This window comes from Hydrogenophaga intermedia (genome assembly GCF_023715105.1).
Lineage (GTDB): Bacteria > Pseudomonadota > Gammaproteobacteria > Burkholderiales > Burkholderiaceae_C > Hydrogenophaga > Hydrogenophaga intermedia_A.
Genome location: NZ_JAMBNO010000019.1, coordinates 32,769 through 52,019 on the forward strand (window position 1 = coordinate 32,769; position 19,251 = coordinate 52,019).

Consider the following 19,251-nt stretch of genomic DNA (forward strand, 5'->3'; position numbering starts at 1 on the left):
ACCCTGCCCCGCATTCGTCGGTCGCCGTGCGACACCGAAAGCGCTGGGTCAAGGCGCGAAAGCCTGGGCACCGTGGAATAAATGGAAGGGGCCCACCAGAGTGAAACGGCGGTGGGAAGGTGGCTGTTTATGCCGCGAAAGGCCTTGGCGAATGCGCCAGCAGCGCTATGGTTCGCAAGTCGGCGAGCGGCGAATTTCTTGGGGCGGCATCATGTGGAGACAATCGGAAGGACCATCCAAAAATTGGGAACGCAACTCCATGAGTCTCGGTTCGTGAAACCCCGAGTGCCATCAATTCGTTCCAAGAAGCTCCGACGGACGGAAACGACTTGAAACCAATGAGACACGCGCGATACCCGCGCCATCTAGACAGGATTTCGCAGCTCCCAGCTAAATGGATGCAGTCAGCGAACTGCCGTTGCTGGCACTGCCGGAGCCGCTCCATATGCTGGATCGTGATCAGTTGGAAACGTTTGCCACTGTGGTCGAGCAGCAAAGCTTCGACCGCGCGGCGAGCGTGCTCAGCATCACAAGGGGCGCTGTCTCCCAGCGCATCAAAGCGCTGGAGGAATCGCTGTCCACCGTGCTGGTCAAGCGCGAACGGCCGGTGGCGGCCACGCATGCCGGTGAAGTGCTGCTGCGCCATGTGAAGGCGCTTCGCATCCTTGAAGGGTCGGCCCTCCAAGAACTTGCGCCAACCGCCAAACCACACGCCCCCGTGTCCCTGGCAATTGCGGTGAATGCCGATTCCCTGGCCACCTGGTTTCCTGAAGTGCTCAAGGAGTTGCTGATGGGGCAGCTGGTGGCCCTGGAGGTGATCACAGACGATCAGGACCACACCTCTGCCCTGCTGGCTCGTGGCGATGTGATCGGCTGCATTTCGACATCTGCCAAACCCGCCGATGGCTTCTTGGCCGAATGCCTGGGCGCCATGGAATACCGCTGCTATGCGACGCCCGCCTTCGCTACCACGAACTTTCCAAACGGGCTCACGGTGCCAGCAGTGCTGTCAACACCGGCGGTGTTGTTCAACCGCAAGGACTCGCTGCACGACGACTTCCTGAAAAGGCATTTTGGGTTTGCGGTTGAGCGGTACGCCAGACACTACCTGCCCTCGCCCGTCGCCTTGCTCGAAGGGGTTGCCATGGGAGCTGGCTACGGCCTGATTCCCAGCTGGCAGGCGGCTCCCTTGGTGGAAGCGGGACAGCTCGTGGACGTCTGCCCCGATGAGCGAGAGATGGTGGACCTGTTCTGGCACCACTGGGACCTCGAACCACCAATGGCCAGTGACATCACTGCCCTGATCGTCAAGGTGGCCAGAAACAGTCTGGAGCCTTCGGTCGGGTTCGAGCCATCAACGGCGCAGACTGGACCATCGCCGAGCCCACCCTCCGGCCACAAAGCGGAGCCACAGGGCGGTGCCAGCGGACAAGAAGCATCCGAGCAGCAGTGACACCACGTCGTTGTCTTCACCATACTGCCCCAACCAGCCCGCCAGATGCACGGCGACTGAACCTGAGAAGCCAACCGCCACGATCCACTTCGCGTGCTGCGGCGGCACAACGATGCCCGAGACCATGGTGGCAAAGCAAACGCCGATGCTGGCGATGTAGACCACGTTGACCGACACCATGGTGTCTACAATGCCCTGGTCAAGTGAGGCCAGCAACGCGCTCAAACCCAAGGCAATGAGCGCAAACATCGGGTGACCCGCTGAACGGCGGCCAGAGGCGGCACACGCCAGCGCTTCCGTCATGGCGCGCAAGATCGCAGCGCCTGCACCCAACGCTGCCACCGACAACGCGATGAGCGTCAACTTGTCTGCGCCCTGCCCCACCGACCCAGCGACCTGCCCCAGCACCCAGGGCACTACCTGCTTGGAGTCCGCCAAGTCGCCCAACATGCCACCACCCTGCATGGCGACCACCACGGCCGACGGTAAGAAAGCGATCACGAAGAGCAGCAGCCCTGCAAGAACACAACCACCCGCGGCGGCCAAGGGTGAACGCGCGGCCAAAACAAATTGCTGGTAATCGGCACCGGTACACACCAGCAAGCCGACGGCCAAAGAAATGGCCACCACGCGGGATGCACTGAACGTGGACAGGTCTTCGCTAAAAGCGGGAATCGCCTGCAGGTAGACGCCCATGCCTTTGGCAACGACCAGCGCGTAGACCAGAACAGCGGCGCTCGCAAGAAGACACATGGCGAACAAGGCCGATGCGAACCGCAGATCCAATCGCGATGCGCCGTAGATCAACAGCAAGATCACCAAGTAGCTGTTTGTCTGTTCAAGGCCCAACAACTCCAGCACCGCGACACCACCCTGAATCTGGGCGGCCAGCACGCCCGACATCCAGATCAATGACAGAAACGCCACAACGCCTTGAAGCTGCTTGCCATAGGCACGGCCAAACAGATCCCAGACCGGAAGTCCAGTTGCCCAGAGCTGCCGTGCGAACGCAGCCAACACCAGCATGCCAAAGCCGGTAGCTACCCCATAGATGCTGCCTGCCATGCCGTGGGAAAGTGCCAGTTCCCCCGACCCGAAAAGAAATCCGATCCCATAGCTGGCCGAAACCAGAAGTGCCGCAACCTGCAAGCTCCCCAGCGCCCTGTTCATGGAACCCACCCTTGCGTCTGCCAGGCGCCAGTCACTGAATCGGCACCGGTGAAGTAGGCACAGCAGACCTTGCCGCGATCCCGAAAGACATCTTGCCCTTTGAGTAATCGGTGCGCCTCGGGCAGTCGGTAGTAAGGCACCGCCGGCAGAAGGTGGTGGGTGAGGTGGTAGCCGTTGTTGCGCGGGTGGATCAGCCAGCGCCAGACACCGTGGCAAGCCATGTCACGCGTAAAGGTGAACACGCCGCCCGGCTGAAGGCCGAAGTGATCGCACATCTCGCGGAAGGTGGTGATCAGATGGAATGCCGTCGCCCTGGCCAGCAGCCACAGCACCAGAAAGGTGACTGTGAAGTCGGGGCCGGCCACAACCCACATCAACGCTACCGCCCCAAGCCACCATCCAACGATGTATAGCTGACTGGCCGTGCGAACCTGGCGCGAGAACAGGTGTCCACCCATCGACGACAGCCATGCATTTAAGGAAAAGACTTGGTCCAGGTAGTTCGAGAACCAAGTCGTTGGCCCACTTCGAGCGAAGAACAGGAGATCGGGGTCACCCCCATCGGCCCCGAGTTCCATGTGGTGTTTGAAGTGCGTTTCGCGGTAGCGGGTCAGGCTGGCGAACAACAAGGGTGCGATGAAAAGGCGCGCCACCAGGTCGTTACGCCGTCGATCCCTCCACAGATTCCGATGCCCAGCGTCGTGAAGAATGTTGCCGAGCGCGCGTTGACGGTTGGCGATCAGCACAACAGCCAGTGGCGCGAACAGCTCGCTCCACCAAACGACTAGCGCCACCGAGCTGAGGACGATGAGCCAGTCGAAGGCAATGTCCAGCACGGCGCGCCAGGGTGCCAGCCGAAACAGTTCACAGTGCGGGTCACCCTGTTGGCGCAGCTCTGATCGAAGCGCGGCCATGTCCGAAAGGACATTCGAAGTCGTTGTCATGGTGGACACTCCTTCTTCACGGCGTGCGGCTGCGGACGGCCTCGCAGCGCACGGTAACGAATGTCGGAGCACAAGGCCCAGGCCGCGCCAAAAGGTATCAGGAGATCCCAACTGCGCGCGGTGGTTTAGGAACTTTGGCCGTGCGTCAATTCAGCTAAACCAGTCCCTTCTGCGGTGCACTTGCGCACTTGTGCACACGCCGGGTCAACGCCAGCCGCCCATAATCAACGCCGAAAGCCAACACCATTTCCCTGTGCAGGAGGACATCGGAGTGAGCGGAGAAAAAGACCAAGTTCGGCTGCAGCAAATGATGGCCCCTGACCTACGGCCAGAGACTTACGTCTACTGCACCTTCCAGGACCAACGCCTCCCCGTTGACCTCTCTCCCATTTGCACGTTCAGGGAGACCGAGGGATTGACGGCCATCGTGGAGCGCTCTCAAGCCGTTCGTGCCAAGGTGCCCTTCATCTTTGAGGCCAAACTCATCACGCTCACTGTGCATTCGTCACTTGAAGCCATAGGCTTTCTGGCCATGATCGCTACAGCCCTGGCCAATGCAGGCATCCCTTGCAATGCGGTCGCCGCCTTCCACCACGATCACCTGTTCATTCCGGTTGAGCGAGCCAACGACGCGTTCTCTTTGCTGAACGCTTTGAGCCACAGCAGCGCACCGGCAGCAATTTGACTCGCTGCGCATGCAGGGTCTTCTTCGTTTAGCGCGACTGAACCCGCTGCAGATTTGGGCGCCCTGCCCGGATTTCCTTTGACATCGCGCGACGCGCTTGTCTACCCTACCCTCTATCCAGTCTCTTGAGACTTGGTTTGTGGGTTACGCGGTACTGGCACTGCGTGGCCTGTCGGTCATCCAGACCTGCAGGAGTGGGCATGAACAACCTTCAACTCCCCGAGGTGACGCCGTCAGCATCTGCGGTTGTGACACGCCCTTCGGTCAAACGTCGTATCGATCCTATCGACGCGCCCGCCCGCCCATTGGGCGCCAAACGTTTGGCGCTGTTCGCAAAGCGCACCAACGCTGTCGCATCGACGTCAGATCGCAATGCAGTCCGCATCGCTGCGGGCGATACTTTGCTGGCAAACCACGATGGCACTGTGACCTTTCTTCTGCGCGCCACGAGCTACGGTCTGTTGATGGAGCGCACCCAACGTCAAGCTTCTGGCATGCGGCTGGTGCAGACGATGGTCTTTCATGACGTGAAGAGCTTCGACCGCTGGTGTGCGGTTGAGCCCCTTCGTTTTGATGATGGTTTGCTGTTCAGCAAGCTGAGACGAGAAGGCCATGCGGCATTTGCCATCCAACGCTGACCCCTCCGGTCTTGTGTCACGCGAGCGTGCAACGGTGGACAACGTTCGCGTTTTGCAGCTACTTCCATTGCTCACAGACGCGATATCTTCGGGGGAAGTGATGTCACTTTTTCACGAGGCCGTGGTGGGCCTGGGTGCTGATGTGGGCGTCTTCCTGAGTTGCGTTCGTGACGATGCAACCCGAACCTCCTTTCGGTCGCTTTGGGCCTGCGATCCAGCATGGCCGGCGGAGTACGCTTCCCAACGTTGGTTTGAACATGATCCCTGGTTGCGGTATGCATCGTGCGACGCGGAACCCACCCGCTCAAGCAACCTGGTCTGTTCGTCAACCAAAGATATCGCCTTCATCCGCGCAGTTGCAGAGCATGGCTTCGCGTCTGCTTTGATCGCACCTGCCCCCAGCTCGGTTGGCCTCTCAAGGGTAGGAGTCCTGTGCCTGGGATCAGCTGACCCCGAAAGGTTCGAGGGCGAAAATTACCCACAGGTGCGAGTACTGGCGCGTGCGCTCGCCATGGAGCTGCATCACTCGATTGCAAAATCCATGCGTGAGGAACTGCTCCAAGGGGTGCGCCTTACAGAAGCCGACCTGCAGCTCCTGCGCTGCGAGGCCGCCGGACACAACAGCAAAGTGATCGGTGCGGCCATGAGTCTTGAGGCCAAAACCATCGACAGCCGGTTTCAGCGCCTCAATGCAAAGCTGGGGGCGCCGGACAGACGCACAGCAGTACGCATAGCCCGCCTTTACGGCCTGCTTTAGGCTGAATGCCCCCGGTATTTCAATCCAACTGATGACTGATCTTTGCGAGAGTTGGCGTTTAGTGGAATGCAGCGACTGCCTTTAACTTCGCCTGACTGGCTTCAGTTGATTGACGAGTATTGCCCCACTGCTTGACTTGTTGGTGCAACCTCCCATGCTGCCGATAGGTAGCCCACCTGCGCCGGGTCATGTGAGCCCTACTTTTTTCTCTCGTCCTCTGCTACAGATAGGGCGTTGCGTACCCGACGAACTCATCTTGCTCCGTCCGTGCAACCTTCCAATACCGAGCACCATCAGGCTGTTCTCTTTCCTCGCAGACCGTCAGGTACAAGCGACGCTTCGCGCGCGAGATGCCGACGAAGTAGGCCGAGCGCTCGGCGTCCTGGTCTCCCCAGAAGGTTTGACTCTCAACACCCAACACTACGACTGTGTCGAACTCCAGGCCCTTGCTCTTGTGGATCGACATGATCTTCACCGCTCGGTCACCTGAGAACGAGCCAAGGGCTGTCACCGGGTCCTCACCTTCGGACAACAGCGTGTGTGCCCGCTCAGTCGTCGCGTCGATCTGCTGTTGCAGATAGTCCCCACGCGCGTACTCAGACGAAAGCCCGACTACCGCGTCACGTCCGACGATGTCGAGTAGCTCGCTCACGATGCATCGCAGGTCGACTAGGTCTGCAAGATCGGCCTCCTCTGCTGCGAGCCTCTTCTTGACGTTCTCGACGTAGCGGTTCCAGCGCGATCGAGCGCGATATTCGTTCTCCTGATCGAGCCCGCGCCCGAACACCACAAGGTCGAGGAGTCGCTGAAAGGGGCCGGGCTGGCGATGCCCTGCCGCGACGAGAAGGAAATCGACTATCAGATTCGCAACGGGCTCCGATGCCAGGTTCTGGGTTGCATCCTCATCGCGGTAAGGCACGCCTTTCGCATCCAGCGCCACGCGCAGCTTCTGGCAGTAGAGGTTCTGCTGCTTGCTGACCAGCACTGCGATCTCGGAAGGATTGACGCCTTCGTCGTCTATCCAGCCGCGCACAGATTCTGCGAGCGCCTCTGCCTCGTCATCATCGTCGTCGAACCTTAGAATTTCAATCTCGCCCTCATCGCCTGGAAGGTCAGCGTCGTCCAGTGCTGCGGGTAGGTCCATGACGCGCACCATCGCGTTTTGCATGCGGCGCAACCTCGGCTCTGACCGGAAGTTCTGATAGAGGTTGAGTGGATGTGCATCGAAGTCTTCCGCAAAGCTCTCGAAGATTCCTTCTAGCGCACCGGCCCATCCCATGATCCGTTGCTTCGTGTCTCCGACTGCCGTCAGTCGGACAGGCGTGTCCTGAAAACAGACCTTGATGAGCTCGTACTGCGCATTCGTGCAGTCCTGAAACTCATCGAGGAACACATGACTGTAGGTTTGACGGATCGCGTTGCGTGCGATCTGACTGGACTCCACGATCTGGACCGCGAGCGGCACCATGTCATTGAAGGTGATAGATCGCCGCTGGATACGGTTAGGACCGACGCTGTAGTCCGGATCAAGCGCATCCTGTCCGGTCAGCACTGGCCTGAAGCGATCAATGATGCGTTTCGCAAACGCATGAAACGTGTGGCTGTCGAAGCGTGCCGCCAGTTCCGGTCCGCAACGCTTGCGGACCCGGGCTTTGAGGTTCTGGCTGGCATCGACCTTGAACGAGATCGCCAGGATGCGCTTGGGATAGCGGCAGGCCCCGGTGCGCAGCAGGAAGTCGGCACGCTGCGCCAGCATCTCCGTCTTACCTGCGCCTGGACCGGCGGTAAGCGCCAAGTTGCTGTCGATCTCTTTGGCCGCCGCTAGTGCGTTCGGCTCAAGGGAGAGGCCGTCAGCGGGGGACCAATGTTCGACCCTGATCATTCGGGCAGGTCCGCGAGCTTCGCCTCGACCGCATCGAACATGCGGTCGAGCACATCGGGCATGTCCTCGATAAGTGCGTCGTCATCCAGGTTCGCCATTGCGCGGATATGCGACGTGGGCTTACTGTCGAGCTTGAACCTTTGATGGTACGCGTCGAAGTAGCTCTGCTCCTCTTTAGAGTACTGCCCTTCAAGCACGTCATGGCTCTTGCCAAGCACGGCCTTGATCGTGTCTTCGTCGGGCTCCTCCAGATCGTCGTCCTTCACGCGATACGCAGCCGGGTAGTGCGTCATCATCATGAAGTCGAGATCGAGCGGCGTGGAGAAGTAGACCCCGAGCGCCTCAAGGCGAGCGATCCAGCCCAGATCGCCAAGGATGATTCCATCGTTGGAGTTCCACTTCGGGAGGTCGTCGATCTCTTCCAGTGTCAGGTCGTTGCCGTCGATGTCTGCATAGCTCAGAAGCTGATTGGCGGCGTACTTTATGCGGCCCCATCCGCCCTGATACCTCGCGACATCGAGATCCAGCAGCGTCACATGCGGGATGCCAAGGCCGTTCAGGAGCCGCCAGAGGTGATTGACGTGCCGCCCTCCAAGGGGCGCTACGGAGATGGATGCGTCATCGGCGAGGATGCCTCGGGCCTCCAGCAATCGCGGCAGCACGATCTGCTCGCTGTCACCTTCACCCAGGATGACCATGCGAGAGAAGTAAAGCTCCGGGAAGGCTTGGACGCCTTCGCGGACAAACTTCTGTGCTGACTCGTCCTCCGGAAGTTCTATGCTCTTGACGATAGTGCTCCGCTCTTCGTTCAGGCGAAGGTACCGGACCGACTCCGGCGGTACCCGGCGCAAGAGCGACGGCGCATGCGTCGCTACCAGCGCCTGACTGTCCTGACCCTCTGCGAAGGTCGTCAGCGTCCTGACAACTCGCCCGAGATAGTGGGGCGACAAGCTGTTCTCAGGCTCTTCGATGGCGATGAGCGTGAAGACAGCGGGACGCAGCTTGTCTATGTCAAATGCTTCGGCCAGCTCGCCGTTCAAGACCTTGCGGCCGATGTCGTGCATGGCGAGCACCAAAGAGACGTAAAGCAGGGACTGCTGACCGTCGCTGAGTCGCGTGAAGTCCACGATGTTTTCGCCATGGCCCGGCGTGAACCCGATGCTCAGATGCCGCAGTAGGTTCTCGATCTCGTTTCGCCCGAATGAGACCGACGGGTTTGTGTAGTGGCTTCCCTTGTGCAGGCCGCCCCATTGATCAGTGAGCGCGGTAGCGATCCCACCGATGGCAGCGTTGTCGCGGAGTTCATCGCCAATCTGCTCCGTCAGCGTGCTGATCTCCTCGCGCTCAGCGCTCCAGTCTGCCGACCGCAGCGCTCGTCCGAGGAGTGCGTTGGCAGAGTAGGAGATGTGGTCGGCAGGATCGCGTCGGGCTGGCAAGTAGTGGACATGGATGGCGCTACGGTCCTGCTTCGATACGCGGCTCTCTTCGGTTGGGTTTCCGTCCTCGTCTTCGCTGATAACGAACGTGAAGCTCTCTTCAATGTCGTCGTCCTGATCGATGGTTGCCCTCAACCGGAAGCGAACCTGCGCCGGACCTTCCGCCGCCACCAGTTGCATGTGCGCGAAGTTGCCAGGCACCGCTGGGAGTGCCGCTCCGTCGGCATCATCCTGTTCCAATTCGGGAAACTCGAAATCCGCTTCGATCCAGAGGGTCCGCTGTTCAGGGGCGTCCTCCGGCGCTTCGCTCGCCGGAACGTGAAAGTCGGACCGCTTGATCCTTCGCTGCGCCGGATCGATGCCGAACATGCGGGCGAGGGCCTGGAGCATGGCAGTCTTGCCTGCGCCGTTTGGCCCGAGCAAGAACGTCATGTCGGTCAGCTTGATGACGGTGGGTTCGGGACCGAACGAGCGAAAGTTGGATAGTCGAAGTCGGACAAGTTTCACGTAGCCTCCCTTTCTACGAACGACAACGGGCGTCTGCCCGTTGTGGCGAACCATGCCATTGTGCGGGTCTCACCTCCTAGACCCAAGGCAACTCTGCGATGCGCCGACTCTGGGTCAGTGGGCGACTGCCGGTTGCTCAATCTTGCGGGGATGTACCTCCCTGCTCATCACTCGCTCATTGCCGAACTGCTCCTGCGACCCTAAGTAGGTGCAGCTTTTCGGTACACCCAGCGCCATAAAGACTTATTCTTATAGAAATTGGTGTCTAAGCGAAATATTTTCGTGTAACATTCCCGCTTGACGAAATCTGACTAGGAGTTGCGAATGGCATTGACGAACCATGAAACGATCTATGAACTGCTCGTGAGGAATATCCCGCGTGAGCTTGTCATGGGCCTCGAAGAAGCCAAGCTGGTCGGCGCTCAACGTGCCTTTGCTGCAGCCCGAGGGATGGATGACGGGCACTTGCCCAGCGTGGTGGGGCAGTTGCGCCACTTTCATATGAACGAGTCCTTTCATCGCGCACTCGCCGTTGCAGACGCATCTCCTTCACCGATACGCGGCAATCAGATCGTCACAGGTCGGTCTGGGATCTTCACCTTGGCACGGTTCAACACCAAGTATGGGGTCTGGAACAGCGGACGGCGTAGCGAAACCCGAAAACAGATGTCCCTGGCGAACGCAGCCATCGAGCCACTGGTTCAACCCGGACTCTTTTCAGGCTACGTGGAGCCATCCCAAGCGGTTGTGTTCGTCGTGGCCTGCTTTGCAGGATCGCTGCACAGCCAGCCGGACACACCCGTCTCCATCGAAATCGCGGTCCCAGATCGCCACATGCAAGGCTGGCTTTTCCGGGAACCCATTGATGCATTCATCAAGCGCTACGACCAGCAGTCGACAGCAGGCCAGGACGATTTGGCTGTGCCGACGCTGAAGAAGAACATTGGCAAACAACAAGACAAAGACGGAACAGGATCATGAGCAGGGGTGGAGTACAAGGATTTCAGAAAGATCGACTTAGCCAAGTTCTTGCGGCCCGTCGGCTGACTCAAGTCCAGCTGGCCTCGATGGTCGATGTCTCTCCGGCAACCATCAGCAAGTGGCGCGCGGGAGCGCAAGCGCCCGAGCGTGACGCGCTTGACCGCCTTGCTGGCGTGGTCAACGTCACGCCGGAATGGTTTACCCGTGCACCCGGGGCGAAGTTGTCGTTGCCGCTTTTTCGCAGCAACGCGTCAGCGCACGTCGCTGCACGAGCCATGCTGGAGGCCCGCCTTGAGTGGGCCCAAGACGTGGCGGCTGCCCTGATGGAGTACGTTGACTACCCCGATGTCAATTTGCCCTCTCGGGATTACAAGGAGCCGGAGCAGATCACTAACGAGGACATCGAGAAGGCTGCCTGCGAATGCCGAGATCTGTGGCGTCTGGGCCGCTCGGCGATTCAAGACTCGGCACTGGCCGTGGAAGGTGCTGGGGTCATCCTCGTTCGGGAAGAAACCGGCGTTGCCCAGATTGAAGGGCTGTCGGCTTGGAGCGAGGTATTGGGCCGACCGTTGATCCTCCTGTCCGCCGACAAGGACAATGGTTATCGCAGTCGCTTCGACCTTGCCCACGAAATCGGGCATCTTGTCCTGCATCGTCACATTCAGCGCACGACTGACAGCGCACGCCACAAACTGATGGAGCAGCAGGCGCACCGCTTCGCAGGCGCTTTTTTGCTGCCCGCCGAAACGTTCGTCAGCGAAGTTCGTGTGCCACCGACTCTGGATGACTTGTTGCTGCTGAAGCGCCGCTGGGGCGTGTCGGCGGCAGCGATCATCATGCGGTTGAAGGCTCTTGAGTTGCTGGATGAAGATGGCGCTCTGGTGCTTTTCAAACGGCGCTCTGCTAGGTGGGGCGCGAAATCGGAACCTGGAGATGAGGATCGTCGACCAGAGCAGCCACGTCTGCTTCGTCGCACCATCGATCTGTTGGCCGAAGAGAAGGTCATGCCTTTGGAAGCCATCCCGAGGCACATCGGACTGGCTGCGGGCGACGTGGAAGCACTCGCCGGATTGCCCGAAGGCTACTTCCAGGGCAAAACCAATGTCGTGGAGTTTGCGCGACTGAAAGCAACCCAGAAGCAGGTTGATGACCAACCAGCCCGAGGCAATAAGGTGGTGCCATTCCGGCCCGTCTCCAAATCCTGATGTGAAAGGAGTAGCGATGTCCAAGAACACAAAGCAGACGTCATCACGCGTTGGTCGGCTGGCGTCGGAAACGCTGCAAAGCAGCAGTTCGTCGCAAGTGGCCAAGAGTCTGGCCGCCTCGGCACTGTCTCAGCGTAGCGGCGACAAACAGACCGGTGCCCAGATGGAAGACAAGGCAGCACGCGTTTTGGCCAGCGACCGATACGCCAAAGGCACGAAAGAACTTGCGGCCTCAGTCCTTTCACAAGCCAACAAACAGCGCTGATGCTGCCTGTCGAGGTTGAGGCTCGATCTTTGACTGAACTATTGGTCATTGGCTGCAACTGAATCGGTATTCATGACACGCATTCCACCGTTCAGCTCGCAGCACCTTGAAGCCGCGTGCCGCGTGCTCGCAGATACCGAGCGCGGCCTTAGCGGCACACAGATCGAACGCCTGCTGCAAGAAATCGAGATTGCCGACACGTCGCCTGGCATGACCAAGTGGAAGCGGTTGTTCAATGCGCTGGCCGGCGCGCAGAATCACCACCAGATCGGCAACCATCTTGTTATGTTCGTCAATCGTGCGATGAATCCGGTGAACTACGCTCGCGATCCTGCGACGTTCGCCTGGCGGCGCGGCGAACTCAATGTCGTCCTTGCCTTCTCCGGTTTCTACGTGCGCGAAGACGGTAAGGTCGGGCACGCCGATAAGGCCACGACGCTTGATGCTGCCCGCGCCCGCGCGGGACGACTCAAGGCCGCGCTGGAAAGCCGCGTCGTCCATGCGGAGGTGCTGAACTACTGCCGCGCCGAGTTGCTTGACGAAAACTACTTCCATGCCGTGTTCGAGGCGACGAAAGGTGTTGCAGAGCGGGTTCGCCTGCTATCGGGCCTGAACGGCGACGGCGCGGACTTGGTGAACAAGGCATTCGCAGGCCAGCAACCCGTTCTCGCCTTGGGACCGCTCACCACCGATTCGGAAAAGAGTGAGCAGACAGGCTTTGCCAACTGGCAGACCAGCCTCAACTTCCGATCCGACGGTCCCCGGACAGGCCCGGAGCCCGCCACTTTCAAACTCCCGGCAGTTCCCAACGTCAGTTAACCCTGTCGCCGGCAACTTCCAACCAGCTTTCACCCCCGCTTGGGTCTGCCCGAACCGAATTGACCGGTGCTAGGCGTAGCGCGTCCGGACGTCAGTTAACCCTGTCGCCAGCAGACGCCAACGAGTTTTCACCCCCGCTAGGGCCTGTCCGAATCAAAATGACCAGTGCTAGGTGTAGATGAGCGACGGCCGTCTGGACAACTAAACTTGTAACGATAAAGACCAGTAAAGTTGTTAGCGCCTGCCACAAAGGTCCTCGCGTGCGCGAGGAAGGTTGTTTTGCCTACTCGACCACAAAGTCACGGCCGACTGCAGTCAAGTATTCGGTGTTAGTCGAAGCATCGAATCCCCACCAGCCGAAAACTCTTCCCAAGGGCACACGAGCTAGAGTGCGAATTTTTTTGACCAACCCAACCACTATGGTCACAATAATGACCAAATGGCTATCTTGACTCCCTCTCCTGTTCTCGAGCGCCATCTCTTGCTGCGGCTTGGCAACCGCCTGAAGGAGATGCGCAAGGCACGGGAACTGAGCACCACCGAGATGAGCAAATTGGTGGGCATCTCGCGCAACACGCTCAGGGCGATCGAAAACGGTGATCCCTCTCCTTCCGTGGGCTCTTTTGTGCGGGTCATGTCGGTGCTGGGAGTGGCAGGCGAACTCGCTATGCTGGCAGGCGACAAGATGCAGCCTGCACCGAAAGGCGCCGCGCGATCGAGCCGCGGCAAGCCAACCATTCACGTCACAGCGACGGCGGATCAATCTCTGCATGCGGTTCAAGACCTGCAGAGCCTGGCCCTCCACCTGGCAGCTGTGGACCTGTTGAAGGCCGATCCTGCAATGGTGGGGAAAGCTCAGGCGACGCTGAAGCGTTGGCTCGAAAAAGGATCATCACGCTCCACGAGTCTTTGGCTGGAGTGGGAGCAAATCCTTCTCAATCGTCAGTGGAGGAGAGCTCTGGCGAGCGGCCAGCGTGCGCAGGCGTTGCGGCAAAGCTCTCCCTTGGTGACGATCCTGCCAGCGGACACACGTAAGCAGGTGCTTGACCAGATCGCAGCACTCAAGAAAGGTGTGGTCTTGCACGAGGCACCGGCTGAGGTGGCGCCATGAACGGGGAAGAGACGGATCAGATGAGGTCATCATCATCGGCAGCCAGTTGACCGTGGGGGCCATATTCGCGAGGATTCAAGTCGCGATTCCCCCAGACACCGCAATTTTGAGCAGCCATGGAAAAAGTACCCCTAAGTGCATCCACGCACCTTGCGCGTTACCTGGAGGAAGGAGAACTGAGCCAATTGGAACTCCACCAAGTTGTGCTCGCAGGGATACCTACGGCCGAGGTGGCTGAGTTCCTCTCCGCATTCAAGTCCATTCCCAAGCGCGATCTGCTCGCTGTGCTGGGCCTGAGCGAAAAAACTCTTCTGAAGCGGAAGGCGTCGACGATGACGCCGGCCGTGTCAGGTGCTGCGCTCGATATGGGAGGCATCCTCCGCACTGCAGTTAACGTGCTGGGTTCGATGGAAGAAGCCGAGCATTGGTTGGCGCAGCCAGCAGTGGCTTTCCGCGGGCAACGGCCGATCGAACTCCTTGCAACACGGCAAGGCACTCAACTCGTCCGGAGTCAACTGGTGTGCATGGAGCACGGCGTCTACATATAACTGCAGATTTAGCGTGCCCCTGCTGGGACAAGACAGGTTGAAGTGGGATGCTCACCCTGCCCCGCCCGTTCATACACCCAGAATGCTCAATACGCTGTACAGCGTATGAATGTATCGGTTGCATGCTCCTCAGGGCCCGCTTTTCATTTGCTGGCATGGCCGTGAAAGGATGCGGCACCCGCGCGACATGAGCGCTGCGGAGGTGGAAGCGTTGTAAGCGAGCGGCCATCCCACCCTTGAAGGGATTGGCCTAAGCGGCAACGATGGTGTCCACCAAGCGAATAGGTGGACACCATGAATGAAGCCAAGAAGAAGACCCGCCGGCGGTACGGTGCTGAGCTCAAGCAGCAGATCCTCGCCGAGTGCGCCGAGCCAGGCGCTTCGGTGGCCAGCATCGCCTTGTCGCACGGCATCAACGCCAACGTCGTGCACAAGTGGCGCCGCCAGGATGACAGCCCGCTGCCTGCACTCCAGGCTCCCGCATTGAGGGTCGGCAGGGATTCATGTAAAACCCAGCAGAAACAGGCTTAAGTGCCTGTCCCCGTTGACTTTTTCGACTCTCTCTTCCCTGGACGACCGGCCTCTTCAACCGGGTTCGCAACCAAATTAGGGCCAGTCGCCGGCGTACTGAAGCGCTCAAGCATGCTGGCCACGACCTGCTCCTGGGCCGTGACGGATGACCTGGCCGTCGCCAGCGCCAGTTCCAGCTGTTGTTTGGCGGAAAGCAGCTCGTCGACCTTGGCCTGCAACTGCTCTTTGGAAGTGCTGAGCTGCTGGACGGCCGCGTCCTGCTCAACCAGGCGCCGGCCCAATTCCTCGGAGCGCCTTTGCGCAAACCCCAGTTCATCCTTGAGCGGCCGCAGGCCTCGCACCTCTTCCTGAGCCTGGTGCAGATCGCCCTGGGCGCGCGACAAATCGCCCAGGAGGCGTGCGTTTTCCTGAAGGGTATGGACGGCTTCCTGCTGCTTGGTGGCCAAGGTCTCGTTCACGGTGCGCAACTCGGCCTGCAGGTACTGCACCTGCTGTTCGTGCTTGCGCTGGTCCTGGTCGCGCTGCTCCTTTGTGGATTCCCGGAAATGCTCCAGCGCCTGGCGCGCGTGCTTGTGCTTTTCTTCCAGGGATTGGCGATGGCGCTCTTCGGCCGCGAGGCGCTCCTGCAGGTCGGCCACCTGCTGGACGAGCTGAGTGTTTTCCAGGGTCTTGCGGCTCAGAGCTTCGCTGGTTTTGCCGTGAGCGTTTTTTTCGTCGGCCAGGGCCCGCTGGGTTTGCTCCAGCTGCTGGCGCGTGGCCAGCGCCTCGGATTTCAGGGCCGCGACGGCTTGCTGCTGTTGGCTCAGCTGCTCGGCGTGCTTGGCCTGCGCCGTGGTGACCCGCTCTTCCGCTTCTTCATTGACGCGGGCGGCTAGGCGACCCACCAGGTCCTGGATTGCCTCGCTGACGGCTACGCGGCTGCCGGTGGCTGGCCCTTCCTCTTCCTCGATCTCCTTCAGGTAGCGATGGATCGTGGTTTTGGAGCCGCTGCCCAGCTCTTCGCGCACCGCATCGATGGACGGATTGCGCCCTGCGGCCAGCAATTTATCGCGGGCACGCAGCACTTCAGACTTGTAGGGGTCGTCTCAGAAAACGGAAAATAAAGCACGTTAAGCCGGATTTGCGCTGGGCCGTGACGTGCTTTGTGCTTAGCTGCGCTATTTAGCCATGTCGCTCGCGCAGCGCACGCACGCCGCGACCTAGTTTGCGACGCAACAAGGTGCGCAAGGTCGTGCCGTCGGAATAGCCGACCAAGCCGGCGATGCGCTCGATACTTTCCTCGGTCGTCTGCAATAAGTGCACCGCGCGCTCCACGCGCAAGTCTTGGAAATACGTCAACGGCGACTTGCCCAGCACGGCCTGCAGGCGCCGTCCCAGCGTCCGTTCGCTGCTGCCCACGGAGCGGGCGGCATCGCTCATCGAAAAGCCCAGGGCCAGTCGCTCTCTGGCCCACTGTTCGAAGCGCTCGACGATCGGGTCGGCATGCGCTACCTGATCGGCAATCATGAACACTGCTTGCGACGCGCGCGGCTCGATTAGCAGGTAGCGCGCGCATAGCGCGGCCAACGTTGGGCTCTGGCCACGCACCACGCCCAGCCCCAGATCGAGATGGGCCAGCGCCGCGCCTGCCGTGGTGAAACCGGGCGAATTAACCAGCATCCGTGATTCGTCGAGCGCCACCAGCGGATAGCGCTGATGAAACAGCGCTGATAGCCACCAGGATGTGGTCGCGCTTTGTCCGTCGAGCAGCCCGGTTTCGGCCAGCACGAAGGTGCTGGTGCAGGCGGCTCCAATATGCACGCCTGCTGCGGCCCATTGCCGCAGCCAGGTGCCAGCCTCGATGACGTCGGGACGCGTCAACGCCGCTAACAAAGGCTGCGGCATTTTGCTGCCCAGTGCGGGGAGCAGCACGACATCGGGCCTGGGCAAGGCCGTCACCCGCGTGACGGGAACGCTCAACCCCTGCGCCGTGTGCACCTCTTGGCGCACTCCCACTAGGCGCATGTCTAGCTGCAACGAAGACTGCTCGCGCTGCCCCAACTCGTTGGCGGTACCGATGACGTCCAGCAGCGACGCAAGGCCAATATCGAATACCCCATTGAGGGCAAATACATAGATGAGCATGGCGGATAATATATCATTAATGGCGATTCCGCCACTATCCTCCGCTACCGCCCGAGCCTAAGATTTGTTCCTCCATCAACAACTCTCAAGGAACACACATCATGGTCAAGCTTGCTATTCGCGCCACACTGGTCGCAAAACCTGGCAAGGAAGCCGCCGTCGAAGCATTTCTCAAGAGCGCACTGCCGCTGGCCATGCGGGAGGCCGGTACCACGCTCTGGTTCGCGCTCAAGATCACGCCGTCGACGTTTGGCATCTTCGACGCCTTCGCCGACGAGGCGGGCCGTGACGCGCATCTGGCCGGGCCGATCGCCGCTGCACTGATGGCACAAGCGTCTGAACTGCTGGCTCATGCGCCCGTCATCGAAAAAATCGACGTGCTGGCCGTTAAGTTGCCAGCAGCGAGCTGAAAGCACAAGGAAATCGTGCGCCAAGCCGTTGGCCTGTTCACGTTGTCCAGTTGACCTATTGTCATTTTCAGAAGGCGATAGCACGAATTATCAAAAGTCGGCCGCACGGTTTTTTCTGACGGTTGACGTCACCTCAGAAAACGGAAAATAAAGCACGCTTAGGCGTAGTTCCCTTGGCTACACCGCGTCGGTACTGCGCGGTTCTTTCTTCCCTTGCAGTGAAGCAATCAGCGGGCAAGAAACATTCCCCTGCCGCAGGTGGCAGGCACACACAAGTTCGGAAAGCACCGACTCCATACGCGCCAAGTCAGTCATTTTTTCGCGCACGTCCTTGAGCTTGTGCTCGGCCAGACTACTGGCTTCCTCGCAATGGGTGCCATCCTCCAGCCGCAGCAGTTCGGCTATTTCATCCAGACTGAAGCCCAGCCGCTGGGCTGATTTCACGAACCGCACCCGCGTTACATCCGCCTCGCCATAGCGGCGGATGCTGCCGTAAGGCTTGTCCGGCTCCGGCAACAAGCCCTTGCGCTGATAGAACCGGATGGTCTCTACGTTGACCCCGGCCGCCTTGGCGAAAACGCCGATGGTCAGATTTTCCAAATTGTTTTCCATATTGCTTGACTCCGTACATGACTACGGAAGTAAGGTTACGCTATCCAATTTAAATTCGAAAGGACACGCGCATGTCTGAACCACAAAACGGGCGCGGGGCGCTCTTCGCCGGCGGGCTGGCTGCCATCCTCGCCTCGGCCTGCTGCCTGGGGCCGCTGGTTCTGGTCACCTTGGGGTTCAGCGGCGCTTGGATCGGCAACCTGACGGTATTGGAGCCGTATCGGCCGATCTTCATCGGCGCGGCGCTGGTTGCACTGTTCTTTGCCTGGCGGCGCATCGTCCGACCGACCGCAGCCTGCAAGCCGGGCGAGGTGTGCGCGATTCCGCAAGTGCGCACCACCTACAAGCTCATTTTCTGGTTCGTCGCCGTGTTGGTCTTGGTCGCGCTTGGTTTTCCCTACGTCATGCCATTTTTCTACTAATCAGGAGTTCATCATGAAAAAGCTGTTTGCCTCCCTCGCTCTCGCCGCTTTCGTTGCCCCCGTGTTCGCCGCCACTCAGACCGTCACGCTGTCCGTGCCTGGCATGACCTGCGCCTCTTGCCCGATCACTGTCAAGCACGCGCTTTCCAAGGTTGAGGGCGTGAGCAAGACCGACGTAAGTTTCGACAAGCGCCAGGCCGTCGTCACCTTCGACGATGCCAAGACCAACGTCCAGAAGTTGACCAAGGCGACCGAGGACGCGGGCTATCCGTCCAGCCTCAAACGCTGATCCGTTAACCGAACTCGGGAGCGACACATGGGACTCATCACGCGCATCGCTGGCAAAACCGGCGCGCTCGGCAGCGTCGTTTCCGCGATGGGCTGCGCCGCCTGTTTTCCTGCCATCGCCAGCTTTGGCGCGGCCATCGGACTGGGCTTCTTGAGCCAGTACGAGGGGCTATTCATTGGCATCCTGCTGCCGATGTTCGCCGGCATCGCGTTACTCGCCAATGCTATCGCTTGGCTCAATCATCGACAGTGGCGACGCACGGCGCTCGGCACGATAGGCCCGATCTTGGTGCTGGCAGCGGTGTTTTTAATGCGGGCTTACGGCTGGCAGAGCGGTGGACTGCTCTATGTCGGCCTGGCCTTGATGGTTGGGGTGTCGGTCTGGGATTTCATCTCGCCAGCACATCGCCGCTGCGGGCCGGACAGCTGTGAATTGCCAGAACAACGTGGCTGACGGCAACAG

General features: G+C 60.0%; 22 protein-coding genes. 15 read left to right on the top strand and 7 right to left on the bottom strand.

All coding sequences use genetic code 11. From position 1 onward, the window contains the following. Positions 1 to 394: 394 nt before the first annotated feature. Positions 395 to 1,453 (top strand): HTH-type transcriptional regulator ArgP, encoded by a 1,059-nt coding sequence (gene argP, locus M3149_RS17285; RefSeq protein WP_251710792.1) that lies wholly within the window; start codon positions 395 to 397, stop codon positions 1,451 to 1,453. On the opposite strand, the gene M3149_RS17290 is transcribed toward argP, so the two are convergent. After that, a complete protein-coding gene (locus M3149_RS17290; protein ID WP_251710793.1) occupies positions 1,355 to 2,623 on the bottom strand; it encodes a hypothetical protein in 1,269 nt (422 codons plus the stop codon). The two genes, argP and M3149_RS17290, sit on opposite strands and share 99 nt — an antisense overlap. Next, positions 2,620 to 3,567 carry a fatty acid desaturase family protein gene (locus tag M3149_RS17295; protein WP_251710794.1) on the bottom strand — a complete coding sequence of 316 codons (948 nt, stop codon included), beginning with the start codon at positions 3,565 to 3,567 and terminating at the stop codon, positions 2,620 to 2,622. The genes M3149_RS17290 and M3149_RS17295 overlap by 4 nt, the downstream gene beginning before the upstream one ends. Here M3149_RS17295 and M3149_RS23055 point away from each other — a divergent pair. From M3149_RS23055 to M3149_RS17310, 3 genes are all read left to right on the top strand, one after another. Beyond that, positions 3,566 to 4,252, top strand: a complete 687-nt coding sequence (locus M3149_RS23055; RefSeq protein WP_285887239.1) for an ACT domain-containing protein — start codon at positions 3,566 to 3,568, stop codon at positions 4,250 to 4,252. The genes M3149_RS17295 and M3149_RS23055 overlap by 2 nt on opposite strands. 200 nt (positions 4,253 to 4,452) lie before the next feature. Further along, entirely contained in the window at positions 4,453 to 4,890 is a 438-nt protein-coding gene (locus tag M3149_RS17305) for a hypothetical protein (protein WP_251710795.1), read from the top strand. 34 nt (positions 4,891 to 4,924) lie between these two features. Further along, positions 4,925 to 5,647, top strand: a complete 723-nt coding sequence (locus tag M3149_RS17310; protein WP_251710796.1) for a helix-turn-helix transcriptional regulator — start codon at positions 4,925 to 4,927, stop codon at positions 5,645 to 5,647. 220 nt (positions 5,648 to 5,867) lie between these two features. On the opposite strand, the gene M3149_RS17315 is transcribed toward M3149_RS17310, so the two are convergent. Both M3149_RS17315 and M3149_RS17320 read right to left on the bottom strand, forming a co-directional pair. Further along, the gene (locus tag M3149_RS17315) at positions 5,868 to 7,529 is read right to left on the bottom strand and encodes an ATP-dependent helicase (RefSeq protein ID WP_251710797.1); all 1,662 of its coding nucleotides are present in this window, start codon (positions 7,527 to 7,529) and stop codon (positions 5,868 to 5,870) included. Beyond that, on the bottom strand, positions 7,526 to 9,472 hold the full coding sequence (locus tag M3149_RS17320; protein ID WP_251710798.1) for an ATP-dependent nuclease: 1,947 nt from the start codon (positions 9,470 to 9,472) through the stop codon (positions 7,526 to 7,528). Before M3149_RS17320 ends, M3149_RS17315 begins: the two co-directional genes overlap by 4 nt. Positions 9,473 to 9,796: 324 nt before the next feature. Between M3149_RS17320 and M3149_RS17325 the strand changes: the two genes are divergently transcribed. From M3149_RS17325 to M3149_RS17355, 7 genes are all read left to right on the top strand, one after another. Beyond that, on the top strand, positions 9,797 to 10,453 hold the full coding sequence (locus M3149_RS17325; protein ID WP_251710799.1) for an alpha/beta hydrolase: 657 nt from the start codon (positions 9,797 to 9,799) through the stop codon (positions 10,451 to 10,453). After that, entirely contained in the window at positions 10,450 to 11,658 is a 1,209-nt protein-coding gene (locus M3149_RS17330; protein WP_251710800.1) for an XRE family transcriptional regulator, read from the top strand. Before M3149_RS17325 ends, M3149_RS17330 begins: the two co-directional genes overlap by 4 nt. 16 nt (positions 11,659 to 11,674) lie before the next feature. Then, positions 11,675 to 11,923: a hypothetical protein gene (locus M3149_RS17335; protein ID WP_251710801.1), complete on the top strand. Its 249-nt coding sequence runs from the start codon at positions 11,675 to 11,677 to the stop codon at positions 11,921 to 11,923. A 72-nt stretch (positions 11,924 to 11,995) separates the two neighbouring features. Further along, entirely contained in the window at positions 11,996 to 12,742 is a 747-nt protein-coding gene (locus M3149_RS17340; RefSeq protein ID WP_251710802.1) for a TIGR02391 family protein, read from the top strand. A 439-nt stretch (positions 12,743 to 13,181) separates the two neighbouring features. Then, positions 13,182 to 13,853: a helix-turn-helix transcriptional regulator gene (locus tag M3149_RS17345; RefSeq protein WP_251710803.1), complete on the top strand. Its 672-nt coding sequence runs from the start codon at positions 13,182 to 13,184 to the stop codon at positions 13,851 to 13,853. A gap of 116 nt (positions 13,854 to 13,969) precedes the next feature. Then, positions 13,970 to 14,401 carry an antitoxin Xre/MbcA/ParS toxin-binding domain-containing protein gene (locus tag M3149_RS17350; protein ID WP_251710804.1) on the top strand — a complete coding sequence of 144 codons (432 nt, stop codon included), beginning with the start codon at positions 13,970 to 13,972 and terminating at the stop codon, positions 14,399 to 14,401. A gap of 294 nt (positions 14,402 to 14,695) precedes the next feature. Further along, the gene (locus M3149_RS17355; RefSeq protein WP_251710805.1) at positions 14,696 to 14,932 is read left to right on the top strand and encodes a transposase; all 237 of its coding nucleotides are present in this window, start codon (positions 14,696 to 14,698) and stop codon (positions 14,930 to 14,932) included. On the opposite strand, the gene M3149_RS17360 is transcribed toward M3149_RS17355, so the two are convergent. Together M3149_RS17360 and M3149_RS17365 are read right to left on the bottom strand one after the other, a co-directional pair. Next, complete coding sequence (locus M3149_RS17360) at positions 14,929 to 15,996, bottom strand: DNA-binding protein (RefSeq protein ID WP_251710806.1); 1,068 nt, start codon at positions 15,994 to 15,996, stop codon at positions 14,929 to 14,931. The genes M3149_RS17355 and M3149_RS17360 overlap by 4 nt on opposite strands. 97 nt (positions 15,997 to 16,093) lie before the next feature. Next, positions 16,094 to 17,056, bottom strand: a complete 963-nt coding sequence (locus M3149_RS17365) for a GlxA family transcriptional regulator (RefSeq protein WP_034303871.1) — start codon at positions 17,054 to 17,056, stop codon at positions 16,094 to 16,096. Between the two features lie 101 nt (positions 17,057 to 17,157). On the opposite strand from M3149_RS17365, the gene M3149_RS17370 reads away from it, so the two are divergent. Continuing rightward, positions 17,158 to 17,466 carry a putative quinol monooxygenase gene (locus M3149_RS17370; protein ID WP_034303872.1) on the top strand — a complete coding sequence of 103 codons (309 nt, stop codon included), beginning with the start codon at positions 17,158 to 17,160 and terminating at the stop codon, positions 17,464 to 17,466. Positions 17,467 to 17,643: 177 nt separating this feature from the next. On the opposite strand, the gene merR is transcribed toward M3149_RS17370, so the two are convergent. Continuing rightward, positions 17,644 to 18,078: an Hg(II)-responsive transcriptional regulator gene (gene merR / locus M3149_RS17375; RefSeq protein ID WP_005798840.1), complete on the bottom strand. Its 435-nt coding sequence runs from the start codon at positions 18,076 to 18,078 to the stop codon at positions 17,644 to 17,646. A 71-nt stretch (positions 18,079 to 18,149) separates the two neighbouring features. Between merR and merT the strand changes: the two genes are divergently transcribed. From merT to merC, 3 genes are read left to right on the top strand one after another with little or no spacing between them, the layout of a single operon-like run. Then, positions 18,150 to 18,500 carry a mercuric ion transporter MerT gene (gene merT, locus M3149_RS17380; RefSeq protein ID WP_005798838.1) on the top strand — a complete coding sequence of 117 codons (351 nt, stop codon included), beginning with the start codon at positions 18,150 to 18,152 and terminating at the stop codon, positions 18,498 to 18,500. Between the two features lie 13 nt (positions 18,501 to 18,513). Beyond that, the gene (gene merP / locus M3149_RS17385; protein WP_004178136.1) at positions 18,514 to 18,789 is read left to right on the top strand and encodes a mercury resistance system periplasmic binding protein MerP; all 276 of its coding nucleotides are present in this window, start codon (positions 18,514 to 18,516) and stop codon (positions 18,787 to 18,789) included. Positions 18,790 to 18,816: 27 nt separating this feature from the next. Next, entirely contained in the window at positions 18,817 to 19,242 is a 426-nt protein-coding gene (gene merC, locus M3149_RS17390) for an organomercurial transporter MerC (RefSeq protein ID WP_000522996.1), read from the top strand. Positions 19,243 to 19,251 lie beyond the last annotated feature (9 nt).

What these genes read in the sequence shown, in the direction of transcription:
- M3149_RS17345 (WP_251710803.1), top strand. Translation starts at nt 13,182, where the DNA reads ATGGCTATCTTGACTCCCTCTCCTGTTCTCGAGCGCCATCTCTTGCTG.
- M3149_RS17365 (WP_034303871.1), bottom strand. Translation starts at nt 17,056, where the DNA reads ATGCTCATCTATGTATTTGCCCTCAATGGGGTATTCGATATTGGCCTT.
- M3149_RS17305 (WP_251710795.1), top strand. Translation starts at nt 4,453, where the DNA reads ATGAACAACCTTCAACTCCCCGAGGTGACGCCGTCAGCATCTGCGGTT.
- M3149_RS17290 (WP_251710793.1), bottom strand. Translation starts at nt 2,623, where the DNA reads ATGAACAGGGCGCTGGGGAGCTTGCAGGTTGCGGCACTTCTGGTTTCG.
- M3149_RS17315 (WP_251710797.1), bottom strand. Translation starts at nt 7,529, where the DNA reads ATGATCAGGGTCGAACATTGGTCCCCCGCTGACGGCCTCTCCCTTGAG.
- M3149_RS17335 (WP_251710801.1), top strand. Translation starts at nt 11,675, where the DNA reads ATGTCCAAGAACACAAAGCAGACGTCATCACGCGTTGGTCGGCTGGCG.
- merR (WP_005798840.1), bottom strand. Translation starts at nt 18,078, where the DNA reads ATGGAAAACAATTTGGAAAATCTGACCATCGGCGTTTTCGCCAAGGCG.
- M3149_RS17330 (WP_251710800.1), top strand. Translation starts at nt 10,450, where the DNA reads ATGAGCAGGGGTGGAGTACAAGGATTTCAGAAAGATCGACTTAGCCAA.
- argP (WP_251710792.1), top strand. Translation starts at nt 395, where the DNA reads ATGGATGCAGTCAGCGAACTGCCGTTGCTGGCACTGCCGGAGCCGCTC.
- merP (WP_004178136.1), top strand. Translation starts at nt 18,514, where the DNA reads ATGAAAAAGCTGTTTGCCTCCCTCGCTCTCGCCGCTTTCGTTGCCCCC.
- M3149_RS17340 (WP_251710802.1), top strand. Translation starts at nt 11,996, where the DNA reads ATGACACGCATTCCACCGTTCAGCTCGCAGCACCTTGAAGCCGCGTGC.
- M3149_RS17370 (WP_034303872.1), top strand. Translation starts at nt 17,158, where the DNA reads ATGGTCAAGCTTGCTATTCGCGCCACACTGGTCGCAAAACCTGGCAAG.
- M3149_RS17350 (WP_251710804.1), top strand. Translation starts at nt 13,970, where the DNA reads ATGGAAAAAGTACCCCTAAGTGCATCCACGCACCTTGCGCGTTACCTG.
- M3149_RS23055 (WP_285887239.1), top strand. Translation starts at nt 3,566, where the DNA reads ATGGTGGACACTCCTTCTTCACGGCGTGCGGCTGCGGACGGCCTCGCA.
- M3149_RS17325 (WP_251710799.1), top strand. Translation starts at nt 9,797, where the DNA reads ATGGCATTGACGAACCATGAAACGATCTATGAACTGCTCGTGAGGAAT.
- M3149_RS17295 (WP_251710794.1), bottom strand. Translation starts at nt 3,567, where the DNA reads ATGACAACGACTTCGAATGTCCTTTCGGACATGGCCGCGCTTCGATCA.
- M3149_RS17355 (WP_251710805.1), top strand. Translation starts at nt 14,696, where the DNA reads ATGAATGAAGCCAAGAAGAAGACCCGCCGGCGGTACGGTGCTGAGCTC.
- merT (WP_005798838.1), top strand. Translation starts at nt 18,150, where the DNA reads ATGTCTGAACCACAAAACGGGCGCGGGGCGCTCTTCGCCGGCGGGCTG.
- merC (WP_000522996.1), top strand. Translation starts at nt 18,817, where the DNA reads ATGGGACTCATCACGCGCATCGCTGGCAAAACCGGCGCGCTCGGCAGC.